At 70.0% G+C, this 19,948-nt stretch carries 14 protein-coding genes; 5 read left to right on the plus strand and 9 right to left on the minus strand.

Features of this window, described 5'->3' with window-relative positions; translation table 11 throughout:
• The 7 genes from eccCa to AC5Y2S_RS12795 form a co-directional block, all read right to left on the minus strand.
• Positions 1–3,984, minus strand: a complete 3,984-nt coding sequence (gene eccCa, locus AC5Y2S_RS12765; protein ID WP_499956480.1) for a type VII secretion protein EccCa — start codon at positions 3,982–3,984, stop codon at positions 1–3.
• Positions 3,981–5,567: a type VII secretion protein EccB gene (eccB, locus tag AC5Y2S_RS12770; RefSeq protein WP_499956481.1), complete on the minus strand. Its 1,587-nt coding sequence runs from the start codon at positions 5,565–5,567 to the stop codon at positions 3,981–3,983. The genes eccCa and eccB overlap by 4 nt, the downstream gene beginning before the upstream one ends.
• A complete protein-coding gene (gene eccA / locus AC5Y2S_RS12775) occupies positions 5,564–7,417 on the minus strand; it encodes a type VII secretion AAA-ATPase EccA (protein WP_499956482.1) in 1,854 nt (617 codons plus the stop codon). Before eccA ends, eccB begins: the two co-directional genes overlap by 4 nt.
• A 167-nt stretch (positions 7,418–7,584) precedes the next feature.
• The gene (locus tag AC5Y2S_RS12780; protein WP_499956483.1) at positions 7,585–9,102 is read right to left on the minus strand and encodes a PPE domain-containing protein; all 1,518 of its coding nucleotides are present in this window, start codon (positions 9,100–9,102) and stop codon (positions 7,585–7,587) included.
• A 121-nt stretch (positions 9,103–9,223) separates the two neighbouring features.
• Positions 9,224–10,129 (minus strand): class I SAM-dependent methyltransferase, encoded by a 906-nt coding sequence (locus tag AC5Y2S_RS12785; RefSeq protein WP_499956484.1) that lies wholly within the window; start codon positions 10,127–10,129, stop codon positions 9,224–9,226.
• 10 nt (positions 10,130–10,139) lie between these two features.
• Positions 10,140–11,951 (minus strand): PPE family protein, encoded by a 1,812-nt coding sequence (locus tag AC5Y2S_RS12790; protein WP_499956485.1) that lies wholly within the window; start codon positions 11,949–11,951, stop codon positions 10,140–10,142.
• A gap of 89 nt (positions 11,952–12,040) precedes the next feature.
• A complete protein-coding gene (locus AC5Y2S_RS12795) occupies positions 12,041–12,937 on the minus strand; it encodes an oxygenase MpaB family protein (RefSeq protein WP_499956486.1) in 897 nt (298 codons plus the stop codon).
• Positions 12,938–13,010: 73 nt separating this feature from the next.
• Between AC5Y2S_RS12795 and AC5Y2S_RS12800 the strand changes: the two genes are divergently transcribed.
• On the plus strand, positions 13,011–13,715 hold the full coding sequence (locus AC5Y2S_RS12800) for a TetR/AcrR family transcriptional regulator (protein ID WP_499956538.1): 705 nt from the start codon (positions 13,011–13,013) through the stop codon (positions 13,713–13,715).
• On the opposite strand, the gene AC5Y2S_RS12805 is transcribed toward AC5Y2S_RS12800, so the two are convergent.
• Both AC5Y2S_RS12805 and AC5Y2S_RS12810 read right to left on the minus strand, forming a co-directional pair.
• On the minus strand, positions 13,648–14,199 hold the full coding sequence (locus tag AC5Y2S_RS12805) for a hypothetical protein (RefSeq protein WP_499956487.1): 552 nt from the start codon (positions 14,197–14,199) through the stop codon (positions 13,648–13,650). The genes AC5Y2S_RS12800 and AC5Y2S_RS12805 overlap by 68 nt on opposite strands.
• 34 nt (positions 14,200–14,233) lie before the next feature.
• Positions 14,234–14,815, minus strand: a complete 582-nt coding sequence (locus AC5Y2S_RS12810) for a VOC family protein (protein WP_499956488.1) — start codon at positions 14,813–14,815, stop codon at positions 14,234–14,236.
• Between the two features lie 90 nt (positions 14,816–14,905).
• Here AC5Y2S_RS12810 and AC5Y2S_RS12815 point away from each other — a divergent pair, with 90 nt between their 5' ends.
• Genes AC5Y2S_RS12815 through AC5Y2S_RS12830 form a run of 4 tightly spaced genes read left to right on the plus strand, consistent with a single transcriptional unit; the run spans position 14,906 to position 19,896 of the window.
• On the plus strand, positions 14,906–15,553 hold the full coding sequence (locus AC5Y2S_RS12815; protein ID WP_499956489.1) for a TetR/AcrR family transcriptional regulator: 648 nt from the start codon (positions 14,906–14,908) through the stop codon (positions 15,551–15,553).
• A 26-nt stretch (positions 15,554–15,579) separates the two neighbouring features.
• Entirely contained in the window at positions 15,580–16,683 is a 1,104-nt protein-coding gene (locus AC5Y2S_RS12820) for an alpha/beta hydrolase family protein (RefSeq protein ID WP_499956539.1), read from the plus strand.
• Positions 16,674–17,630, plus strand: coding sequence for a 2-hydroxyacid dehydrogenase (locus AC5Y2S_RS12825; RefSeq protein WP_499956540.1), 957 nt, complete (start codon positions 16,674–16,676; stop codon positions 17,628–17,630). The genes AC5Y2S_RS12820 and AC5Y2S_RS12825 overlap by 10 nt, the downstream gene beginning before the upstream one ends.
• Positions 17,631–17,685: 55 nt before the next feature.
• Positions 17,686–19,896, plus strand: a complete 2,211-nt coding sequence (locus AC5Y2S_RS12830; RefSeq protein ID WP_499956490.1) for an acyl-CoA dehydrogenase family protein — start codon at positions 17,686–17,688, stop codon at positions 19,894–19,896.
• Positions 19,897–19,948 lie beyond the last annotated feature (52 nt).

Here is a 19,948-nt window from a genome sequence, read left to right on the forward strand (position 1 = left end):
CTAACTCCCCTTCTGTTGCGTTTCACCAAACATGGCGGCCTCGCCGATCAACGGGTTGACCAATTGCACGTGCGTCGGAATGTCGCTGTCGCCCAGCAGAACCCCGCGGCCGGCCGGCATCCGGCCGAACCGCTGGCCCCGGATCTTGCCGCTGTCTTGCGGGTTGCCGGACAGCATCAGCGTGGTCGCCTGCAGGTCGTTGAAGCGGCGCAGCAACGGGCTGGTCATCAGCCCGTGGGCCGAGCCGGTGGCGCGCGCCGTGACGATCACCCGCAGCCCCAGATCGCCGGCCTGCGAAAGCTGCGCGATCAGCGGGGTCCACGGCCGCTGCCCGATGTAGGGACCGCTCATCGCCGGCGCGTCCGGGATCTGGTCGACGTCGTCGATGATCAGGTAATGGGTGTGGCCCTGGTAGGTCCAGCGGGACAGCTCCGCGGCTGACAGGCCGGCCGGCGGCCGCCGCGACTCGATGATGTTGGCCAGACCCAGCATCGCGGGGGCGACCCGGTCGATGTTGGCCGTGTATTCGTTATCGGGGAACAACGGCTCGTCGACCAGGTGCAGCCGCCGATCCAGCACCGTGAAGGCCACCTGGTCCGCGGTGGAGTGCTCACGGATGGTGCGGATGACGTGGCGCAGCAGCGTGGTCTTGCCGGACTTGCTGTCGCCGAACACCATCAGCAGCGGGTGCTCGGCGAAGTCGAGGACCACCGGCGCGAGGTCCTCCTCGCGCTGGCCGATGACCACCTTCTCCGCGCCGCGGTAGAGCGGCCCCAGCGCGTCGGGCGCGAGATTGGTGGGCAGCAACCGAACCGGGGGCGCGGAGACGCCGGGGTAACGCGCGTTGATCGCGTCCAGCTGGTCCAGTTCGGGAGCCGCGAACAGGAAATGCTCGGCGGCCATGGTCAATCCGCGGCCCGGCTGGTCGTGCGGGACGGCCTCGGCCGGGCGGCGCAGCGCGCCGACCAGCCGCACGTTGCTGTCCCGCGCGTCGTGCAGCTTGAGCTCGAGCCGCAGGCCGAGCCCGTCGCGCATCGCCAGCGGCACCTCCAGCCAGCTCGGCGTGGTGATCACGACGTGGATGCCGTAGGCGAGGCCGACGTTCACCAATTCGGTCACCTTGGCCAGCAGCGGATTACGGGTGTTGAACTGGTCGGTGTTGTCCCGGCCGAACGCGTAGAGGTTGTCGATGACCAGGAACACCTCGCCGTAACCGTCGTCGGGCGCGGACCCGTGCTTCTCCCGGAACGCCTCGCGCTGCTGTCGGGACAGCAGCAGCTGCTCCAGCTCGCCGAAGGTGCGGCGGATGCGCTCGGGTTCCAGCGCCGACGCGACGCTGCCGACGTGCGCCAATTCGTCCAGCGCCCGCAGTTGCCCGCCGCCGTAGTCCAGGCAGTAGAACGTGACCTCGCGCGGCGAGTGCAGGTTTGCCGCCGACAGGATAAACGTCTGCAGCGCGGTCGATTTCCCGGACTTCGGGCCGCCGTGGATCACCATGTTCCCCGCCGAGGACGCGGCGTCGAAAACCAGTGGGTCGCGGCGCATTTCGAACGGCTTGTCGATCTCGCCGAGCGGCCAGCGCCATTGCCCGTGCGGCACCCCGGCGCGGGCCAGCACCGCGGTCAGCGGTATCGGTTCGTCCAGCGGCGGCAGCCACAGCTGCGGCGCGCGCGGCCCGTAGCCGGCCAGCTGTTCGCCGATCGTCGCAATCAGCTTGCGCGGCGGCCCGGCTACTTCCTCGTCTTCGCCGGTGGATACCACGGCGCCGAGATCGGGCTCCACCATCCCGGCGGGGAACAGCTTCGGCTCCGGGTTCGACTGCACCACCAGGGTTTTAGCCTTCTGCGGCGGTTCGTAGATGCCGTCGACATACGTGCTGCGGAACTTGATCGGCGTGGCGCCGGGCGCCGGCACCAGGAAGCCGACGCCCTTGTGCTCCTTGCCGGACTCGACGTGGTAGGCGTCCTCCACCCCGATGATCTGGCGGGACACGCTGGGGCTGGCCACCTTCAACCCGATGCGGTAGGAGGTGTTCTTGTCGATGTCCTTGATCTTGCCCACGTCCAGCGTCTGGGACGCGAACAGGATGTGGATGCGGAACGAGCGGCCCTTGCGGGCCACGTAGTCGAACAGCTCCGCGTACTCGGGGTGGTCGGCCAGCATCAGGGTGAACTCGTCCGCGACCACGAACAGCGTCGGGAGCGGCGGCAAGTCATGCCCGGCGGCGATCGCGTTCTCGTACTCGGTCACCGAGTTGAACGCGCTGCCCTGCACCCGGCGCCCCGCCTCGCGCAGCAGCGTCTCGCGCCGCGCCACCTCGCCGCGCAGCGTGTCGGCGAACCGGTCGGCGAGCGATTTCTTCTCGGCCATGTTGGAGATCACCGCGACGACCTGCGGGAAGTTCCGGAAGCTGTCGGCGCCGGCCTCGCCCTTGAAGTCGGCGTAGATGACGATCAGCCGGTCGGCCGAGTGGGTTGTCAACAGCGACAACAGGATCGACATCAGGGTCTGCGACTTCCCGGAGCCGGTCATACCGATCATCAGGCCGTGCGGGCCCATGCCGCCTTCGGCCTCGTCCTTGAGGTCGAACATCAGCGGCTCGCCGGTCGCGGTGACGCCGATCGGAACGCGCAGCTCGTCGTCGCGGCGGCGCGGCGCCCACATCGTCGGCACGTCGAGCTGCGACGCGTCGCCGATGCCCAGCAGCGTGGTGAAAGTGGCGCCGCGGGTGGCGGCGGAGCGCAGCCCGGCGTGGGTCGGGTTGGAGTCCCACCGCGACAGCCGACGGGCCAGGTGCGCGGCCTCGGCGGCGCCGAGTTGATCCGCGCTGTCGATGTACGGTTGCCAGCCGCCCGTCTGCCAGCGTTCCAGGGCCCCCGCTCGGCTGCCCTCGCGGCTGACGCGCAGGATCGGCCTTTCGGGATCCGAATACTGCTCCCGGTGCGGGGGCGTCGCGGAGCAGTGCACGACGGTGACGCCCGCCCGGCCCAGCGCCAACGCCGAGCCGTTCAGGTCGTAGTCGGGGTCCTCGACGACGATCAGCAAGTGCCGCAGGGCATCCGCGGGCCCACCCGTGAACGCGGGCCGGTCGACGAGCGCCGGTCCCAGCGCCGCGACGAGCTCGTCGGCGTCCGTGGACAGGAAGCGGGCCGGGCCGACGCCGTCGAGCTCGCCGGGAATGTCGACGTGCGGCAACCACTTCAGCCACGACCAGTCCGGGCCCTCGAGGTCGCGCGCGGCCAGCGCGACGCCGAGCACGGTCGGGTCGTGCCACGTCACCGCCTGAGCGATCCAGGCGCGCAACGCCGCCCGCACGTCCGTCACCTCGCCGACGACGGTGATCCGCGAGACCTTGGTCAGGTCGATCCCGGTCGGCACGTCGCGCACGGTGCGCTGGGTGTCCAGCAAGCTGCGCAATGCGCTGTGCGACACCGGTTCCAGGTCGATTTCGTCGGCGGTGTCGCTGACGCGCAGCGCGGTGTCCAGGGGCACATGGTGACGGCCGGCCCGCAGCACCAGAAAGTCGGGGTCGTGCGGGTCACGCTCCCACTGCCGGCGCGATCCGGGCACCGCCGCGAGGCCGGCCGGGTCCGGGTGGGACCACTCGGCGGCCGCCCGCTGCTGCGCGGCCTGCGTCCGGATGTTGTCCCGGACCACCGACAGGTAACGCAGGTAGTCGGCGCGTTCGGCGTCGACCTCCTCGGTGCGCGTCTTGTTGTCGTTGCCCCGATAGAGCGCGGTCGCCGCGAGCAGCAACACGAACGGGAAGAACAGGGTCTGCGGAGAGATCACCCGCATCCCGGTGGCAACCAGGGCCACCACCATGCCCACGATCAGGATCACCAGCACATAGGGCATCGCCCGGCGCAGGAACGACGGCGGAATCACGCGGGGCAGCTCCGGCGGCGCCTCGATCGTGATGGTGCCCTTGCGGGTGGTCGGCGGCGCCAGCCGCCGGCGCGCCTCGAAGATCAGTCGGCTCATCGGCCCTCCCCCTCCGCCGAAACCGGGCGCCCGGGCTTGGCGTCGGGCGCCAGGCCGTCGTGGGCCAGCAGCGCGTCGGCACGCGACAGCGTCGGACCCGGCGCGAACAGCGACAACACCGACCACGGCACGGGAACTGCAGGCGGGGTAAGGCCAAGCGCCTCAACGGTTTTCGAGTGGCCCGCGCCGTCGCCGGTCTCGGTGTCGATGCCGTAGCGCACCCCGGTGTCGGAGACCCAGAACAACGACCCGGCGGGCGGCGCCGCCGGCCCGCCGCCCACCGTCTGGGCGAAGTAGCCGGTGCCGGGGGCCAGGGCGACGCGGGTCGCGACGCCCTGGGCGCCGCCACCGACCAGGTCGACCGTGCGTATGCCCTCGGGCACGGGCAACACCGAGCCGGAAAGCAGGCCGAGCGTGCTGGTCGCGGCCCCGGCCGGCTTGCTCCAGTGGGCACAGGTGACGGGGTCCTTGGCCGCGTCGACGAGCGCGACCTGCTGGTCGGGATAGCGGGTCGTGTCGAGCATCCGCGACACCGGCAGCTTGGACACCTCGTCGGCGCCGAGCCGCGGCGGTTGTTCCAGGCCATAGGAATTGGAGTTGCGCAGGATCGCGGCCAGCACCGGCGAAATCGGCTGCAGGCCGTCGGGCAGCACCGCGTAGTAGTGCAAGTTCTGATCGAGGCCGTAGGAGACGACCACGCCACCGACCGGGGCCGGCACCGAAAAGCCTGCGGGGCCACCGGTATTCGGGATCGACGGCGCCGTCAGCGCGGGCGATTCGGGTATCGCGTTGAACAGCCCCTGCGCGATAGGCCGCGGCGCGGGCACCTCGGTACCCAGGCCCAGCGCGTTGGTAACCGCATGGTTGGCCAGGTCGATCTGGCTGCGCTTGCCGTCCCAGAGCAGCCAGGTGCCGGTGCCGTTGTCGACCAGGATTCCCTGATCGGCGTGGATGGCGCCCGCCCGCGCGCCGGCGCCGTCGGGACGGCCGGCGACCACCGTGACACCCGTGCTGTGGGCGCCGTGGGACGTTCCGCTGACGGCGTCGCACACCGTCCAGTCGGCGTCGCGCGAGGCGTTCTGCACCATGCGCTCCGGGGCGCCCGGAATGCCGATCAGGTTGCCGCGCGGAAAGCGGTCCAGTTCAGAGCTTTTCACCGTGGTCGGGTTGACCGGCTTGCCGACGATCAGCCGGGCGGAGGTCAGGTTGAGCACCGGGTGCAGGTCCTCGCCCACCCGCACGTACAGCGCGGCGGTCGACCGGTCGGCGAGCACCGCGTTGGTACCCGCCGAGCCGCTGGGCCGGATCAGCGAGAACACGAAGCAGCCCGCCAGCCCGGTGATCAGGATGAGCGCGCCCATCAGCACCGCCCGCGACTGGGTACGCAGCGGGTCGACCAGCATCCTGGTGTCGTGCAGGGCGATACCGGACGCGATCCGGCGCATCACGAAGCGCCAGCCCGTCACCTGGTGGCGCGTGACGAAGCCGCGGCGGTATTCGACCCGCTCGGGGTTGTCGTTGACCGGCGTTCGGGACGCGAACGAGCGCCGATCCCCTTCGGGCTCATGGTTATTGGTCGTCATGCCCGCACCGACAGCCCGAGACCGCGCAGCAGCGGCTCCACCGACTTCTCGACGTCCTGGTCGGTGATCGTCATCAGCTCCTCGTCACTGAATTCCCCGGTCCCGGCGTGCTCCGAGTGGTCGAGGCGGAATTCTCGTTCTTCCTCGGAGCGTTCGACGATGTTGCGGACGAACCGGCCGTTGCCGGCGATGTCGAGGCTGCGCCGCGAGATTCCGTTGGCGTCGGGCGTCGACTGGCTGGCCAGCTTGGAGAACAAGGCCTCCATGTGCTCGAGCGCGGCGGGCTCGAAGACGCTGTCGCGTTGCTCGGCCATCTTGTGCGCGATCTCCACCAGCTCACCGGGCGCGTAGGAGGGAAAGTCGATGTTGCGGGTGAACCGGGACCGCAGGCCCTCGTTGGTGTCGAGGAACTTGTCCAGGTCGGCCCGGTAGCCGGCGATGATGACCACCAGCCGGTCGCGGTCGTTCTCCATCCGCGCCAGCAGGGTGTCGATGGCCACCAGCCCGAAGTCGTTCTTGGCGCCGGTGGCCACCAGGGCGTAGGCCTCGTCGAGGAACAGCACGCCGTCCAGCGCGCTGTCGATGATCGCGTTCGTCTTGGCCTCGGTCTCACCGATGTGCTGACCGATGAGGTCGGCGCGGTGCACCTCCCTGATGTTCTCCCGCTTCAAAAGCCCCAGGCCGCAATAGATCTTGGCGACGACGCGGGCGATGGTGGTCTTACCGGTCCCGGGTGGTCCGGCGAAGACCAGGTGGTGGGCGCGCTGCGCGACCGCGAGCCCGCGCTGCTTGCGCACCAGCTCCATGGCCACCGAGCTCTTCAGCCGCGACACCTGGTTCTTGACCTCGTCGAGCCCGATGAATTCGGCAAGCTGGCGCTCGGCCTCGTGCAGCAGCACGGCCTTGCGCTCGTGGGCCGCCGGGTCGACGAAGTCGTCGGCGCTGGGCTCGGTGGCGGGGTCCCAGGGGTCGGTGCGGGCGTCGATGCGGGCCGCCGTGGTGGTCACGATCCCAAAGCTGGTGTCGGACAGGGCCTGTTCGATCTGTTCGTTGGCGGGGTGGGCCGCGTACAGGTCGTGCAGCACGTCGCTCGCCGACTCCTCGTCGACGTGCGCCCGCAGCACCAGCGCCTTGGCCAGCGCGCCGTCGACCGCCGCGATCGCGACGGGGCCCTCGGGTTCCTCGAGGTACGACAGCGCGGGCGCGAACATGCCCAGGCGCGCCAGCGCGGTGCCCAGCGTGACTTTCGCCGCGTGCGAGAAGGTTTCGTCGAGATCGGTGTCGTTGACGATCGGGGTGAGCAGCTTGACGACATCCGACCAGCGCTCGGCCCGATAGTTGATGACGACGGCCACCCAGCGGGCCTCACGCCAGCTCGGGCGGCGTTCGATGAGGCCGGCGACGATCCGGGCGGCGTCGGCAAACCGCCCGTCGGTTGCCAGCGCCGCCGCGTGGGCGAGGTGGAAATCGTCGGGCGTGGCGGCGCGGAACTGTAGGTACAGGCCGGTGTCGTAGCGGAAGCCCAGGGCGCCTGGCGCCAACTCAACATGGCGCTGCAACGCGCCGGCCGTGGTCGCGGTGGCCGAAACGGCCTCCAACACCCGCAGGGAGACGTCGCCAGCGGCGGCCAGCCCGGTCCAGGCGTCGCATTGGTCGTGCGCGATGCGCGTCAGCGCCGTGAACCCGGTACGCGCGGCCGCCAGGTCGGCGGGCCGCTGGCGCTCGTAGACCGCGATGCCGAGCGCGCGACAACACGTCGCGAACCGGCTCACGATGTCGCCGTCTATCCGGCCGTCCGGCCGAGAATTTGCAGGCCGAGCTGCGAGCACGCCGGCGTCACCGCGTTCCACGGCTGTTGCTTCCCATCTATGTAGCTTCCCCTAACCTAACCCGCCTGAAGTTAGCATTGCCTAAGCTGGATGTCGAGGCAGCCCCCGTTCATCCGACCTCGCCGCCGCCTCCCTTTTCGCCACCGCTGACCAGGACATTCCGACCGAGCAACCCGGACCAGCCGAGCTTACTGAAAATCGTTTTCATTATCAAAACCGTCGGGCGCCCAGGTTTGCGGCATCATCGGCACCGACGGGCCGCCGCCGAACTGGTCGCCGGCCAGCGTGGCCAGGCCCGCCGCCCGGGCCGCCTCCGCGCGGGCGGTCCCGGCGAAGCCCAGGGCGCCGGCGCCGTGGTCGGACGCGGCGGTCGCGGCCCTGTCCCGGCCGGGCTCTTCGTCCGGTTCCCACTCCGGGTCGACGTACTCGTACCGGAAGCCGCGGTGGTGGTCGTTCATCGCCGCCCGCCGCCGACGGCGCGCCCGGTCCCGTTGTCGCGCCGCCGCCCCGGCGGCCGCCGCGGCCGCGGCGCTATCGGGTTCCGGTGCCTTTCGTCGAGCGGCGGTGCCCATCCCGGTGTCCGCCCCGATCGTCGGGCCGCCCACCAGATACGGAAAGGCCCCTCCGGCGACACCGGCGGGCGGCGGGGGCGGGGCCCCGGCCGCCACCGACGCCGTGGCCGGCGCGGGAGCCGGAGCCGTGGCCGGGGTCGGGGCCGGGGCCGGGGCGCTGGAGGCAACGGTTACCGCCGGGGCGCCGGCGAGTGCCGGCATGGGGGGCGCGCCGGGCACGGGTGCGGCCACCACGGCGGGGGCCGGGCCCGGCTGGATCCCCGACAGCCCGCTCAGGCCCGCGAACCCGGCCAGCGAACTGGCGCCGAGCGGCGTGATGAGCGCGAGCGGGATGACGGCCTGCAGCTGCGGGAACGTGTCGATGACTTCCCCGACGTGGGTGAACTCGTCCGCAACCAACAGCGGGATGTCGTTCTCGACCTGCGCTATGGACTCGGCGGGGTTTTCAGGGAATTCCTCGAGGTCGCGGCCCAGCGTCTGAGTGACTTCGGTGAGCCGGTTGACCCACCAACTCCATTGCGTCGGGTCGCCGCCGTCGTTGTCGATGATGTCCCCGCTGTCGCCGGTGTCGCTGCCGTCGCTGTTGTCGTCGGCGGCGTGCAGGATCTGTGGCGCCGCATCGGTCTGCGGCGCCGCGGCGACCGCGGTGCCGGCGACGGTCTGATAGGTGGCCATCGTCGTGGCCGCCTGGATCCACATCCGCACGTAGTCGGCCTCGTTCAGCGCGATGGGGATCGTGTTGATGCCGAAGAAGTTCGTCGCCAGCAGCACCGCGTGAATCGCGTGATTGGCGGCCAGCTCCAGCAGGGTGGGCATCGCGGCCAGCGCCGTGGTGTAGGCGGCGGCCGCGGTCTCGTGCCGGGCGGAGGCGGCCGCGCTGTTGGCGCTGGCTCGCGTCAGCCACGCCAGGTAGGGCGCGTGCGCGGCCGCGTACTGCGCCGCGGTGGGCCCCTCCCAGGCCCCGGCCTGGACCGCGGCCAGGACGGAGGTGAGCTCGTCGGCGACCGACGCGTACGTCGCGCTCAGCGAGCCCCATGCCGCGGCGGCGGCGAGCAGCCCGCCGGATCCCGGACCGCTGCTCAGCTGCGCCGAATGGATCTCCGGGGGCGACGCCATCCACACGGGCGCGGTCATAGCGGCGACGACTCCTTAACGATCCGGGCTGGACTTGACGGCCGCCTGGGCCGTTGGGCAGCGTCACGAGCCCGTAGGAGTAGTCGCTCACTGGCGCGGGAAAGTTCCCGGCCGGTTTCGGTCAGTCCTTGACGGCGCTGACCAGCGTGTTGCGGGCGATCATCGGGCCGGCCTCGGTATCCGGGCCGGGCACCGGCCGCCCGACCTGTCGCAGGTAGTCCGCGAGCGGAGTGCCGACGGCCGTCCATCCGCGCCGGCCGAACCACTCGGTGGCCGGGGCGCACTGCTCGTTGTAGACCAACCGGAAGAACAGGCGCTGGTCACCCTCCGCGGCGGCCGCGCGTTCTTCCTCGACCGCGGCCTCGAATTCGGCCGGCTCGAGGGGGGCGCCGTCTTCGATCGCGACGTGGCTGCCGTGGCCTGCCAGGCCGTCGATGCCGGTGAACAGCTGCTCCTGCGCGCTGGCGGGCAGATAGATCAGCAGGCCCTCGGCGATCCAGGCGGACGGCTTGGCCGCGTCAAAACCGCTGTCCCGCAGGGCCTGCGGCCAGTCGTCGCGGAGGTCGACGGCGACTTCGCGACGCTCGGCGCGCGGTTGGGCGCGGTGCTCCGTGAGTACCTGGCGCTTGAAGTCCAGGACCTGCGGGCGGTCCAGCTCGAAGATCGTCGTCGCGCCCGGCCAGTCCAGCCGGTAGGCGCGGGAGTCGAGCCCGGCCGCCAGGATGACCACCTGCCGCACGCCCGCGTCGGCGGCCCGCCGGAAGTATTCGTCGAAGTACCTGGTGCGGGCGCCCTGGAAGTTGACGAAATGCACGCCGAAGTCCTCGGACTTCAGCGGGTGGTCGGGGTCCTTGCCGTCGAGGACGTCGGCCGACGAACCGCCGACGGCGCGGCAGAACAGCTCCGCGTACGGGTCGACGGCCAGCGGGTCGGGCTTCTGCGCCTCGAGCGCTCGGGCGGTCGCGACGAACAGCGCCGTCGAACCGACACTCGTTGTGATGTCCCAGGTATCACCTTCGCTACGCACCCAACCGACACTACGCCGACGGTTTCTGGCGGCCCGCCGCCGCGGCCGCGTCCGGGTCCCAGGTGCCGGGCAGCATCGGCGCCCTTGCGCCGCCGCACAATTCGCTGCCGGCCAGCGTGGTTAAGCCGGCCGCCTCGGCGACGGCCTGCCGCGGCTCGGTGCCGGCAAACCCCAATCTGCCGCCGCCCCGCTCCGAGGCCGCCGTCGACGGGGGCTCGTCCCAGTCCGGGTCGACGTCGACGTTCATATCCAGGAATTCGTCGGCGTGGTCGCGCACCTTGGCACGCCGACGCCGCCGCGCCCGCGCCTCCTCCCGCGCGGCCGCCGCTGCCGCCGCCGCGGCCGTATCGGGTTCCGGCGCTTTCCTTTTGGCGCTCGAGCTGGCGCCGGCACCCATTCCCGAGCCGGACCCCATGCCGGGGGGCCCGACCGCGTAGGGAGCGAGGAAGCCCGCCGGGCCCGCGGTCGCGGGCGGCGCCGTGGCAGCCGGGCCCGCGGGAGCCGGCGGGGCGGAGGGCGCGGGCGCGGGCGCCGGCGCCGAGGCCGGGGCCGCGGCCGGCGCGGCGAAGGTCGGGCCCATCGCGACCGGCACCATCGGCGGCGCGGCGGGCACGGGCGCCGGCGCTGGTGCGGCACCGGGTGGGGGTACGGCGGCCAGGCCGGCAAGCCCCCCCAAACCGCCTAGTGCGCCGGGAGCAATGGCGGGGGTGGCCGCAAGCGCCAGCGCCGGGTTGGAGACCGCATAGGACGCGACTTCGAGTATGTGGGTGGGGAAATCGAACAGTTGCCAGCTAATCAGCCATTGAAAAGCCAGCACCGGGTTTTGCGTCAGGTCGACCCCAAAGTTTTGAAAATCCTCAAAAAGTTCGAGGCTTCGAGCGATCCAAAACGAGGCCTGTCCGGGGTTCGTGAATGTGTCGTACGTGGCTCCGTTGATGGTGCCACCCGCCGGATCCCAATTAATGCCGAAGTGCTGCAGGATGTTCGCAAGGAAGTCATCGATCGGAAGATCGATCGTCGGGTCGTGCGCAAGCTGACTATTTCCGATACCCAAGTTGTTTTGCAGAAAATTCACCAGCCCCTGCGGAAGCCCCAACGGGTTGTCGCTGTTCATTTGGCCTTGCAGGATCTGCAGGATCTGCTGCTGCAAACCCAGGGGGTTTTGCAGAAACTGCTCGACCTGCTGGGTGATCGCTTGCTCAAACCCCCGCAGCAGGCTAGCCGCGTCCTGCGCATAGTTGGACACCGCCGACGCCGGGGCGTTGCCCTCGGCTTGCGCGTCGGATTTCAGGATCTGCGGCGCGGGGGTGGTTTGCGGCGTCGACGCCACCGCCACGCTGTCGACCGTGTGATAGGTGCCCATGGTGGTGGCCGCCTGAACCCACATCCGCACATAGTCGGCCTCGTTGAGCGCGATCGGGATCGTGTTGATGCCAAAGAAATTGGTCGCCACCAAGGCCCCGTGGACGACGTGGTTGGCGGCCAGTTCGGGCAGCGTCGGCATGGCGGCCAGCGCGGTGCCGTAGGCGGCGGCCGCGGTCTCGTGCTGGGCGGCGGCCGCCTTACTGTCCGCGCCGGCCTGGATGAGCCACTCCAGATACGGCGCATTCGCGGCGACGTACGATTCCGCGCTCGGCCCCTCCCAGACGCCCGCCTGCACCGACGCCAACAACGCGGTGAGTTCTTCTGCGACCGAGTCGTATTCGGCGCTCAACAGGTTCCAGGCCCCGGCGGCGGCCAGCAACGGCCCCGGTCCGGGGCCGCTGCTCAGCAGCGCCGAGTGCACCTCCGGCGGTGCTGCCATCCATATCGGCGCGGTCATCGCGGCACTCCTCGGGCTGGAAGGGTTACCAGCCAGTGAGCCTAATGAAAATGATTGTCGTTATCAACCGGGGCGCGCCGCCCCCGGTGTCAAACCAGTGGCCGCCCCGTCCGGATCCGGCGGTCGACGTCGGCGAGCAGCACGTTGAACGGGAAGTGCCGGACGAAGCGCGGCAGCGCGCGGTTGACCACGCGGAGCACGGCCATCAGCCGGTCGAAGCGGCGTTGCCGCGCGGCGTCCCACGGCAGCCGCATCTCGTCGCGGAACCGCTGCGGCAGAAAGCCCGTGGTGATCAGCAGCGAGAAGTCATCGGAAAGTCGCTGCAGGGGGCGCGGCAACCTCACCCCCCGAATGCGGCCCGCGGCAATGGGATACAGGTACTCCCGGACGGTGTCGTCGATGTGCACCTGGGCCAGCGACTCCTGCCAGTACCGGTCGAAGGCCGCCCGGTCCGGCGGCCACATCTCCGGCGGCACCTGCAGCGTGGTGGCCAGCGCCATGCCCTCGCGGTAGTGCCGGTCGGCGTCCTCGCCGTCCAGTTCGCCGACGAAGGTCCGGTAGATGTCGACGCCGCCCTTGTACAGGCACGCCCCGACCCACAGCTGCAGGTCGACGTCGAAGGCGTTGTAGGACACCGGGCTGTCCGGGGTGGAGTACACCTGCGCGTGCGCCCGGTTCACCGCCCGGCGAAAGGCATCCTTCTGGGCGTCGCTGCCGGCGGTTGCCACCGCGAGGTAGGTGAAGGTGGTGCGCGCGCGTTTGATCGGATGCAGGTCCACCCGGCCGCTTTCGACGCGGCTCTCCAACACGCCGTAACCGACGCCGGGCCGTGCCAGCTGCATGATCACGTTCGCGGGCCCGGCCAGCAACGCCACGCCCATCAGCCCCTCGTCGATGCCCAAACCGCGCCCGCGGCGGGAGTGGCCCGGGCGGGGCGCGTCTGCGACGGCGCGCTCCACATGACCGATCGAGTCCGGCAACACCATGCGGAAGCCCCTCTGCGCAAATTGTGCGAACGTGTGTTTCCTGATGTTGTCCCGTGTCAGCGCCGGTGTCAAGATGGTGCCCATGGCGCAGACACCCAAAGCGCGGCCCTACCGCGGCGTCGACGCCGCCGAGCGGGTGGCCGCCCGTCGTCGCCAGTTCTTCGCCGCCGGCCTGGACCTGCTGGGGGCCGACCAGCAGGACATCTCCGCGCTGACCGTCCGCGGCATCTGCGACCGGGCGGGCCTGGCGGCCCGTTATTTCTACGAGAGCTTCAGCGACAAGGACCAGTTCGTCAGTCGGGTGTTCGATTGGGTGGTCGCCGAGCTGGCCGCCACCACCCAGGCGGCCGTGGCGGCGGTGCCGGCGCCCGAGCAGACCCGCGCGGGCATGGCAAACATCGTGCGGACCATCGCCGGCGACGCCCGCATCGGGCGCCTGCTCTTCAACACACAGCTGGGCGACCCGGTGATCGTGCGCAAGCGCGCCGAGTCCAGCGCGCTTTTCGCCATGCTGTCCGGCCAGCATGCCGTCGACACGTTGCGGGCGCCGGCGAACGACCGCGTCAAGGCCGCCGCGCACTTCGCGGTGGGCGGCGTCGGGCAGACCATCAGCGCCTGGCTGGCCGGCGACGTCCGACTGGAGCCCGACCAGCTCGTCGATCACCTGGCGTCGCTGCTCGACGAGCTCACCAATCCAAACCTGTACCGGCTCAAGGAAACAGCGGCAGGTGCCACAGCCGCATCCGGGGATCCAGGAGCCACAAGCGCATCATCGTGAGCCGCATGATGCGAATCGCGCCGCGGATCAGCAAGATCGCCAGCGGCACCTCGATGCCCAGCGCGGTCGCCACCGATATGCGCACGTCCGCGGGTCCGGCGGTCATCAGGTCGAACCACGCGTCGCAGATCAGCAGCACGCCCGCGGTGAACGCGGCGAGCACCACCAGCTGGCGACGCAGGTAACCGAGGAGCGCCGTCGCCACCATGAACACGACCAAAAGGATGTCGAAACCCACCCACGTGGCGGTCCAGTTGTGGGCGACGTAGTTCGACGGCAGCGTGATGGACAGATACCCCAGCCAGGGAACCATCGCGATGGAGCCACCGATCATCAGGCTCATGCGGGTGCGCCGTATCCGGCTCAGGAGCACCGGGTCGATCACGTCGCTCAGCGGCCGCTCCAGCCGGTTGATCAGGTCACGCCGCTGCGCGGGCGTCAGCGCGGCGATCTGAGCGTCGGACAAAATGCCGTTCGTCGTCATGGACATCCCCCGGCTCAGGCACGGTGTTGCCCTTTCAGCGTACGGCCTCCACCGGGGGTCGCCGGTCGGCCGCCGTCTTGGGGACTGCCTTGTTGTCGCTCGCGCTGAATTCCTTGACCCAGCAGGCGAATTCCAGCGTGATCCCGTCGGGATCCTGGAAGTAGAAGGAGCGTACGTACACCCCGGGATGCACCGTCGCCGAGACTTGGCGCTCACTCTCGTCGTGGTTCAGCACCGGCCCGACCCGCACGCCCTTGTCCTTGAGCCGCTGCCGGTAGGCGTCGAACTTCTCGGCCGGCACGTGGAATGCCAGGTGGTTCATGGTGCTCACCGCGCTGGTGATGTCGCCGATGCCCGGGATGGCGCCCGGCGACGAGATGCCCGGCACCCGGTCGGCGGCGTCGGCGAACCAGAAGAACGCGACGCAGTCGCCGTTGCCGGCGTCGAAGAAGAAGTGCTGGCCCGCCCCATCGGGCAGATCGAGCGATTTGATCAGCGGCATGCCAAGGACGTTGGAGTAAAAGTCCACGGTCCGCGCCATGTCGGAACACACCAGTGCGACGTGATTGATCCCGCCCAGCTCGAATTCCGTGTTGGCGTTGCGCGGCTTGATCATCGTGCGGCTCCTATCGATCCGCGAAACCTGGTCAAGAACCGAATCTGAATCTAACATCAGGTCCAGTTCTGCTCCAGGAGGTTTGCGCAATTGTCCACTGCGGCCGAACCTGATGAGCGACCCGGCCCCGTCCCGGCGTTTCCGACGCACCGCGGGCGGCGAACGCAGGCCGCGATCGACATGGCCGCCCGGACGGTGATCGCGCGCAAAGGCGTTCTGGCGACCACGATTGCCGACATCGCCGCAGAAGCGGGCCGCTCGGCCGCGTCGTTCTACAACTACTACGACTCCAAAGAGGCGATGGTCCGCCAGTGGGCGCTGCGGTTCCGCGACGAGATCACCGGGCGCGCGCGTTCGGTGACCGAACATGGCCTGTCCGATCGCGAGCGCGCGTACGAGGCCGCCGCCGCGCAGTGGTGGACCTATCGCAACCGGCTCGCCGAGGTCATCAGCATTTATCAGCTGGCCATGATCAACGACGACTTCGCGCGGTGTTGGGCCGAAATCTGCGCTACGCCAATAGCTTTCATCAGCGAGTCGGTGCGGCGCGCCCAGGCCGAGGGCCACTGCCCCGACGACGATCCGCGGCTGATCGCCGAGGCCATTTTGGCCATGTTCTACCAGTTCTGCTACATGCAGCTCGCCGGGGCCGGTGAACCCGACGACGCCGCGTGCATCCGCACGCTGGCCAACATCTACTACCGAGCCGTCTATGCCGGCGGAGGGGAGCCGAATTGAGCCGTCAAAGCGGCGCCCGGGGCGTGATGCAGGAATTCGTCGGGCTGCCGTCTCCCACCGCAGGCCGGGCCGGGGCCGGCGGCCACCCCTGCCAGGGGCTCTATCACCGAGCGGTGGGACGCAAACCGAAGGTGGCGATGATCGCCGCGCACTACCAGATCGACTTCGCCGAGCACTATCTCGCCGACTACATCGCCACCCGCGGCATCGGATTTCTGGGCTGGAACACCAGGTTCCGCGGCTTCGAGAGCAGCTTCCTGCTGGACCATGCGCTGGTCGACATCGGCGTCGGCGTGCGTTGGCTGCGCGAGGTGCAGGGCGTGGACTACGTTGTGCTGCTCGGTAATTCGGGCGGCGGTTCGTTGATGGCCGCCTATCAGTCACAGGCGCTCGAACCGAACGTGACGCCCTTGGAAGGCATGCGCCCGGCGGCCGGGCTCACCGAGTTGATCCCGGCCGACGGCTACGTCGCCACTGCCGCCCACCCCGGCCGCCCCGACGTGCTGACAGCGTGGATGGACGCCGCCGTCGTCGACGAGAACGACCCGGTTGCCACGGACCCCGACCTCGACCTGTTCGACGAGCGCAACGGCCCGCCGTACTCGCCCGAGTTCATCGCCCGCTACCGTGATGCCCAGATCGCGCGCAACCACGCCATCACCGACTGGGCCGAGCGCGAGCTCAAACGCATTCGCGCCGTGGGCTTTTCGGACCGACCGTTCAGCGTGATGCGCACCTGGGCCGATCCCCGCATGGTCGATCCGAGCATCGAGCCGACCAAGCGCCAGCCGAACCTGTGTTACGCCGGCGTCCCCGCCAAGGCGAACCGCTCCGCGCACGGCATCGCCGCCGCCTGCACCCTGCGCAACTGGCTCGGCATGTGGAGCCTCCGGGTGGCCCAAACCCGCGCCGAACCGCATCTGACGCGCATCACCTCCCCGGCACTGGTGATCAACGCCGGGGCGGACACCGGCGTCTTCCCGTCGGACGCCCAGCGCATCTTCGACGCGCTCGCCGGCACCGACAAGACCCAGACGTCGATCGACACCGACCACTACTTCACCACCCCGGGCGCGCGCAGCGAGCAGGCCGATACCATCGCCAGGTGGATCACCAAGAGGTGGCGCTGAGAGTTCTCGCCCATTTCGTCCCCGGCGACAGAGTGCTCGACTTCGTTGCGCCAGAATCGGATTGGCTCGACATCCGGTGGTGCGCCGAGGACGACGATGCGGGCTTCTATCGGGAGCTGCCGCAGGCGGACGTCATCTGGCATGTGCTCCGGCCGCTGTCGGGCGCCGACCTGGGGCGGGGGGCCAAGCTGCGGCTGGTGCACAAGCTCGGGGCCGGGGTGAACACGATCGACGTGCAGACGGCGACGGAACGCGGCATCGCGGTCGCGAACATGCCGGGCGCCAACGCGCCGTCGGTGGCCGAGGGCGCGGTGCTGCTGATGCTGGCCGCGTTGCGCCGGCTGCCGGGGCTGGACCGCGCGGTCCGCGACGGCCGGGGCTGGCCGTCGGACCCGGCACTGGGCGAGACGGTGCGCGACGTCGGCGGCTGCACTGTCGGGCTGGTCGGCTACGGCAACATCGCCAAGCGAGTGGGCGAGATCGTCACCGCGATGGGGGCGACCGTCGTGCACACCAGCACCCGCGACGACGGCCGGCCCGGCTGGCGGCCGCTCCCCGACCTGCTGGCCGCCAGCGACATCGTCTCGCTGCACCTGCCCCTGACGGCGCACACCCATCACCTGCTGGACCGCGACGCGCTGGCCCGGATGAAGCCGAATGCGGTGCTGGTCAACACGTCCCGCGGCGCGGTGGTCGACGAAGGCGCCCTGGTCGACGCGCTGCGGGGCGGGCGGCTGGCCGCCGCGGGGCTCGACGTTTTCGAGGTGGAGCCGGTGGCGCCCGGCAACCCGCTACTGGGCCTGGACAACGTCGTGCTGACCCCGCACGTCACCTGGTACACCGCCGACACCATGCGGCGATACCTCACGGAGGCGGTCGCGAACTGCCGCCGGCTGCGCGACGGGCAACCGCTGGCCCATGTAGTCAACCAACCGACTGGTTGTTAGCTTGGAAGGCGCTGGCACGAAACGTGAGCCAGCAAAGGGACGAGGAAGGCGACCAATGCCGATCGCGATATCTCCTGAGCATCAAGACCTGGCCGACTCGGTGCGATCCCTGGTGGCGCGGGTCGCGCCGTCCGAGGTGCTGCACGCGGCGCTGGAATCCCCGATCGACAATCCCCCGCCGTACTGGCAGGCCGCGGCTGAGCAGGGCCTGCAAGGCGTGCATCTCGCGGAGTCGGTCGGGGGCCAGGGTTTCGGCATCCTCGAGTTGGCCATCGTGCTGGCCGAGTTCGGCTACGGGGCGGTACCCGGGCCGTTCGTGCCGTCGGCGATCGCCAGCGCGCTGATCTCCGCGCACGACCCCGAGGCCAAGGTGCTCGCCGAGCTGGCGTCCGGCGCGGCTATCGCCGCCTACGCGATGGAGTGCTGCGCGCTGACCGCCACCCGCCAGGGACCCAACGAGGAGGTGCTGGTGATCCGCGGCGAGGTCCGCGCGGTTCCCGGCGCCGCGCAGGCCTCCTTGCTGGTGCTCCCGGTCGCGATCGACAGCGGCGAGGAATGGGTGGTGCTGCGCGCCGAGCAGCTCGAGATCGAGCCGGTGAAAAGCCTTGACCCGCTGCGCCCCATCGCGCACGTGCGGGCCAACGCCGTCGAGGTCGGCGACGACGTCGTGTTGAGCAATCTGACGATGGCCACGGCGCACGCGCTGATGGTCACGCTGCTGTCGGCCGAGGCCATCGGCGTGGCGCGGTGGGCGACCGACACCGCGTCGCACTACGCGAAGATCCGCGAGCAGTTCGGCAGGCCGATCGGCCAGTTCCAGGCCATCAAGCACAAGTGCGCGGAGATGATCGCCGACACCGAGCGGGCCACCGCGGCGGTGTGGGATGCCGCCCGCGCGCTGGACGAGGCCCGCGAGAACGGTTGGGACATGGCGGCTTCCAACGCCGAGTTCGCCGCAGCCGTGGCGGCGACGCTGGCGCCGGCCGCAGCCCAGCGCTGCGCGCAGGACTGCATCCAGGTGCACGGCGGGATCGGGTTCACCTGGGAGCACGACGCAGGCGTCTATTACCGACGGGCGCTGATGCTGGCCGCTTCCTTCGGGCGCAGCTCGGAATACCCGCAGCGAGTCGTGGACACCGCGACCACGACCGGAATGCGCGCGGTGGACATCGACCTGGATCCCGACACCGAAAAGCTGAGGGCCGAGATTCGCGCGGAGGTCACCGCGCTCAAGGAGATGGACCGCGAGCCGCGCACGGTGGCGATCGCGGAGGGCGGCTGGGTGCTGCCCTACCTGCCCAGGCCGTGGGGCCGGGCGTCCAGCCCGGTGGAGCAGATCATCATCGCCCAGGAGTTCGCCGCCGGGCGGGTCAAGCGGCCGCAGGTCGGCATCGCGGCGTGGATCATCCCGTCGATCGTCGCGTTCGGCACCGAGGAGCAGAAAGGGCGGTTCCTGCCGCCGACCATGCGCGGCGAAATGATCTGGTGCCAGCTGTTTTCCGAGCCGGGTGCCGGATCGGATCTCGCCGGGCTGACCACCAAAGCGACCCGGGCCGAGGGCGGTTGGCGCATCACCGGCCAGAAGATCTGGACCACCGCCGCGCAGTTCTCGCAGTGGGGCGCGCTCCTGGCGAGAACTGACGCCTCCGCACCCAAACACAATGGCATCACGTACTTCCTGCTGGACATGCGCAGCGAAGGCGTCACGGTCAAGCCGCTGCGTGAGCTGACGGGCCAGGAGTTTTTCAACACCGTCTACATCGACGACGTGTTCGTGCCCGACGAATGCGTGCTCGGCGACGTCAACCGGGGCTGGGAGGTCAGCCGCAACACGCTGACGGCCGAACGGGTCTCGATTGGCAGCAGCGACGCGAATTTCCTTGCGACGCTTCCCGAGTTCGTCGAGTTCGTGCGCGACGGGCAGTTCGACCAGGTGGCGCAGCACCGGGCCGGGCAGCTGATCGCCGAGGGCCACGCCGCCAAGGTGCTGAACCTGCGTTCGACGTTGTTGACGCTGGCCGGCGGTGACGCCATGCCGTCCGCCGCGATCTCCAAGCTGTTGTCGATGCGCACCGGCCAGGGGTACGCCGAGTTCGCGGTGTCGTCGTTCGGCACCGACGCCGCGATCGGCGACACCAGCCAGCTACCGGGCAAGTGGGGCGAGTACCTGCTGGCCAGCCGCGCCACCACCATCTACGGGGGCACCTCGGAGGTCCAGCTCAACATCATCGCCGAGCGGCTGCTGGGCCTGCCCCGCGACCCGTAATCGCCCAAAACGGGTCATGCCGACCTGACGCACGTCTGCCAGGCCGGCATGG

Source organism: Mycobacterium sp. NGS69 (genome assembly GCF_059812165.1).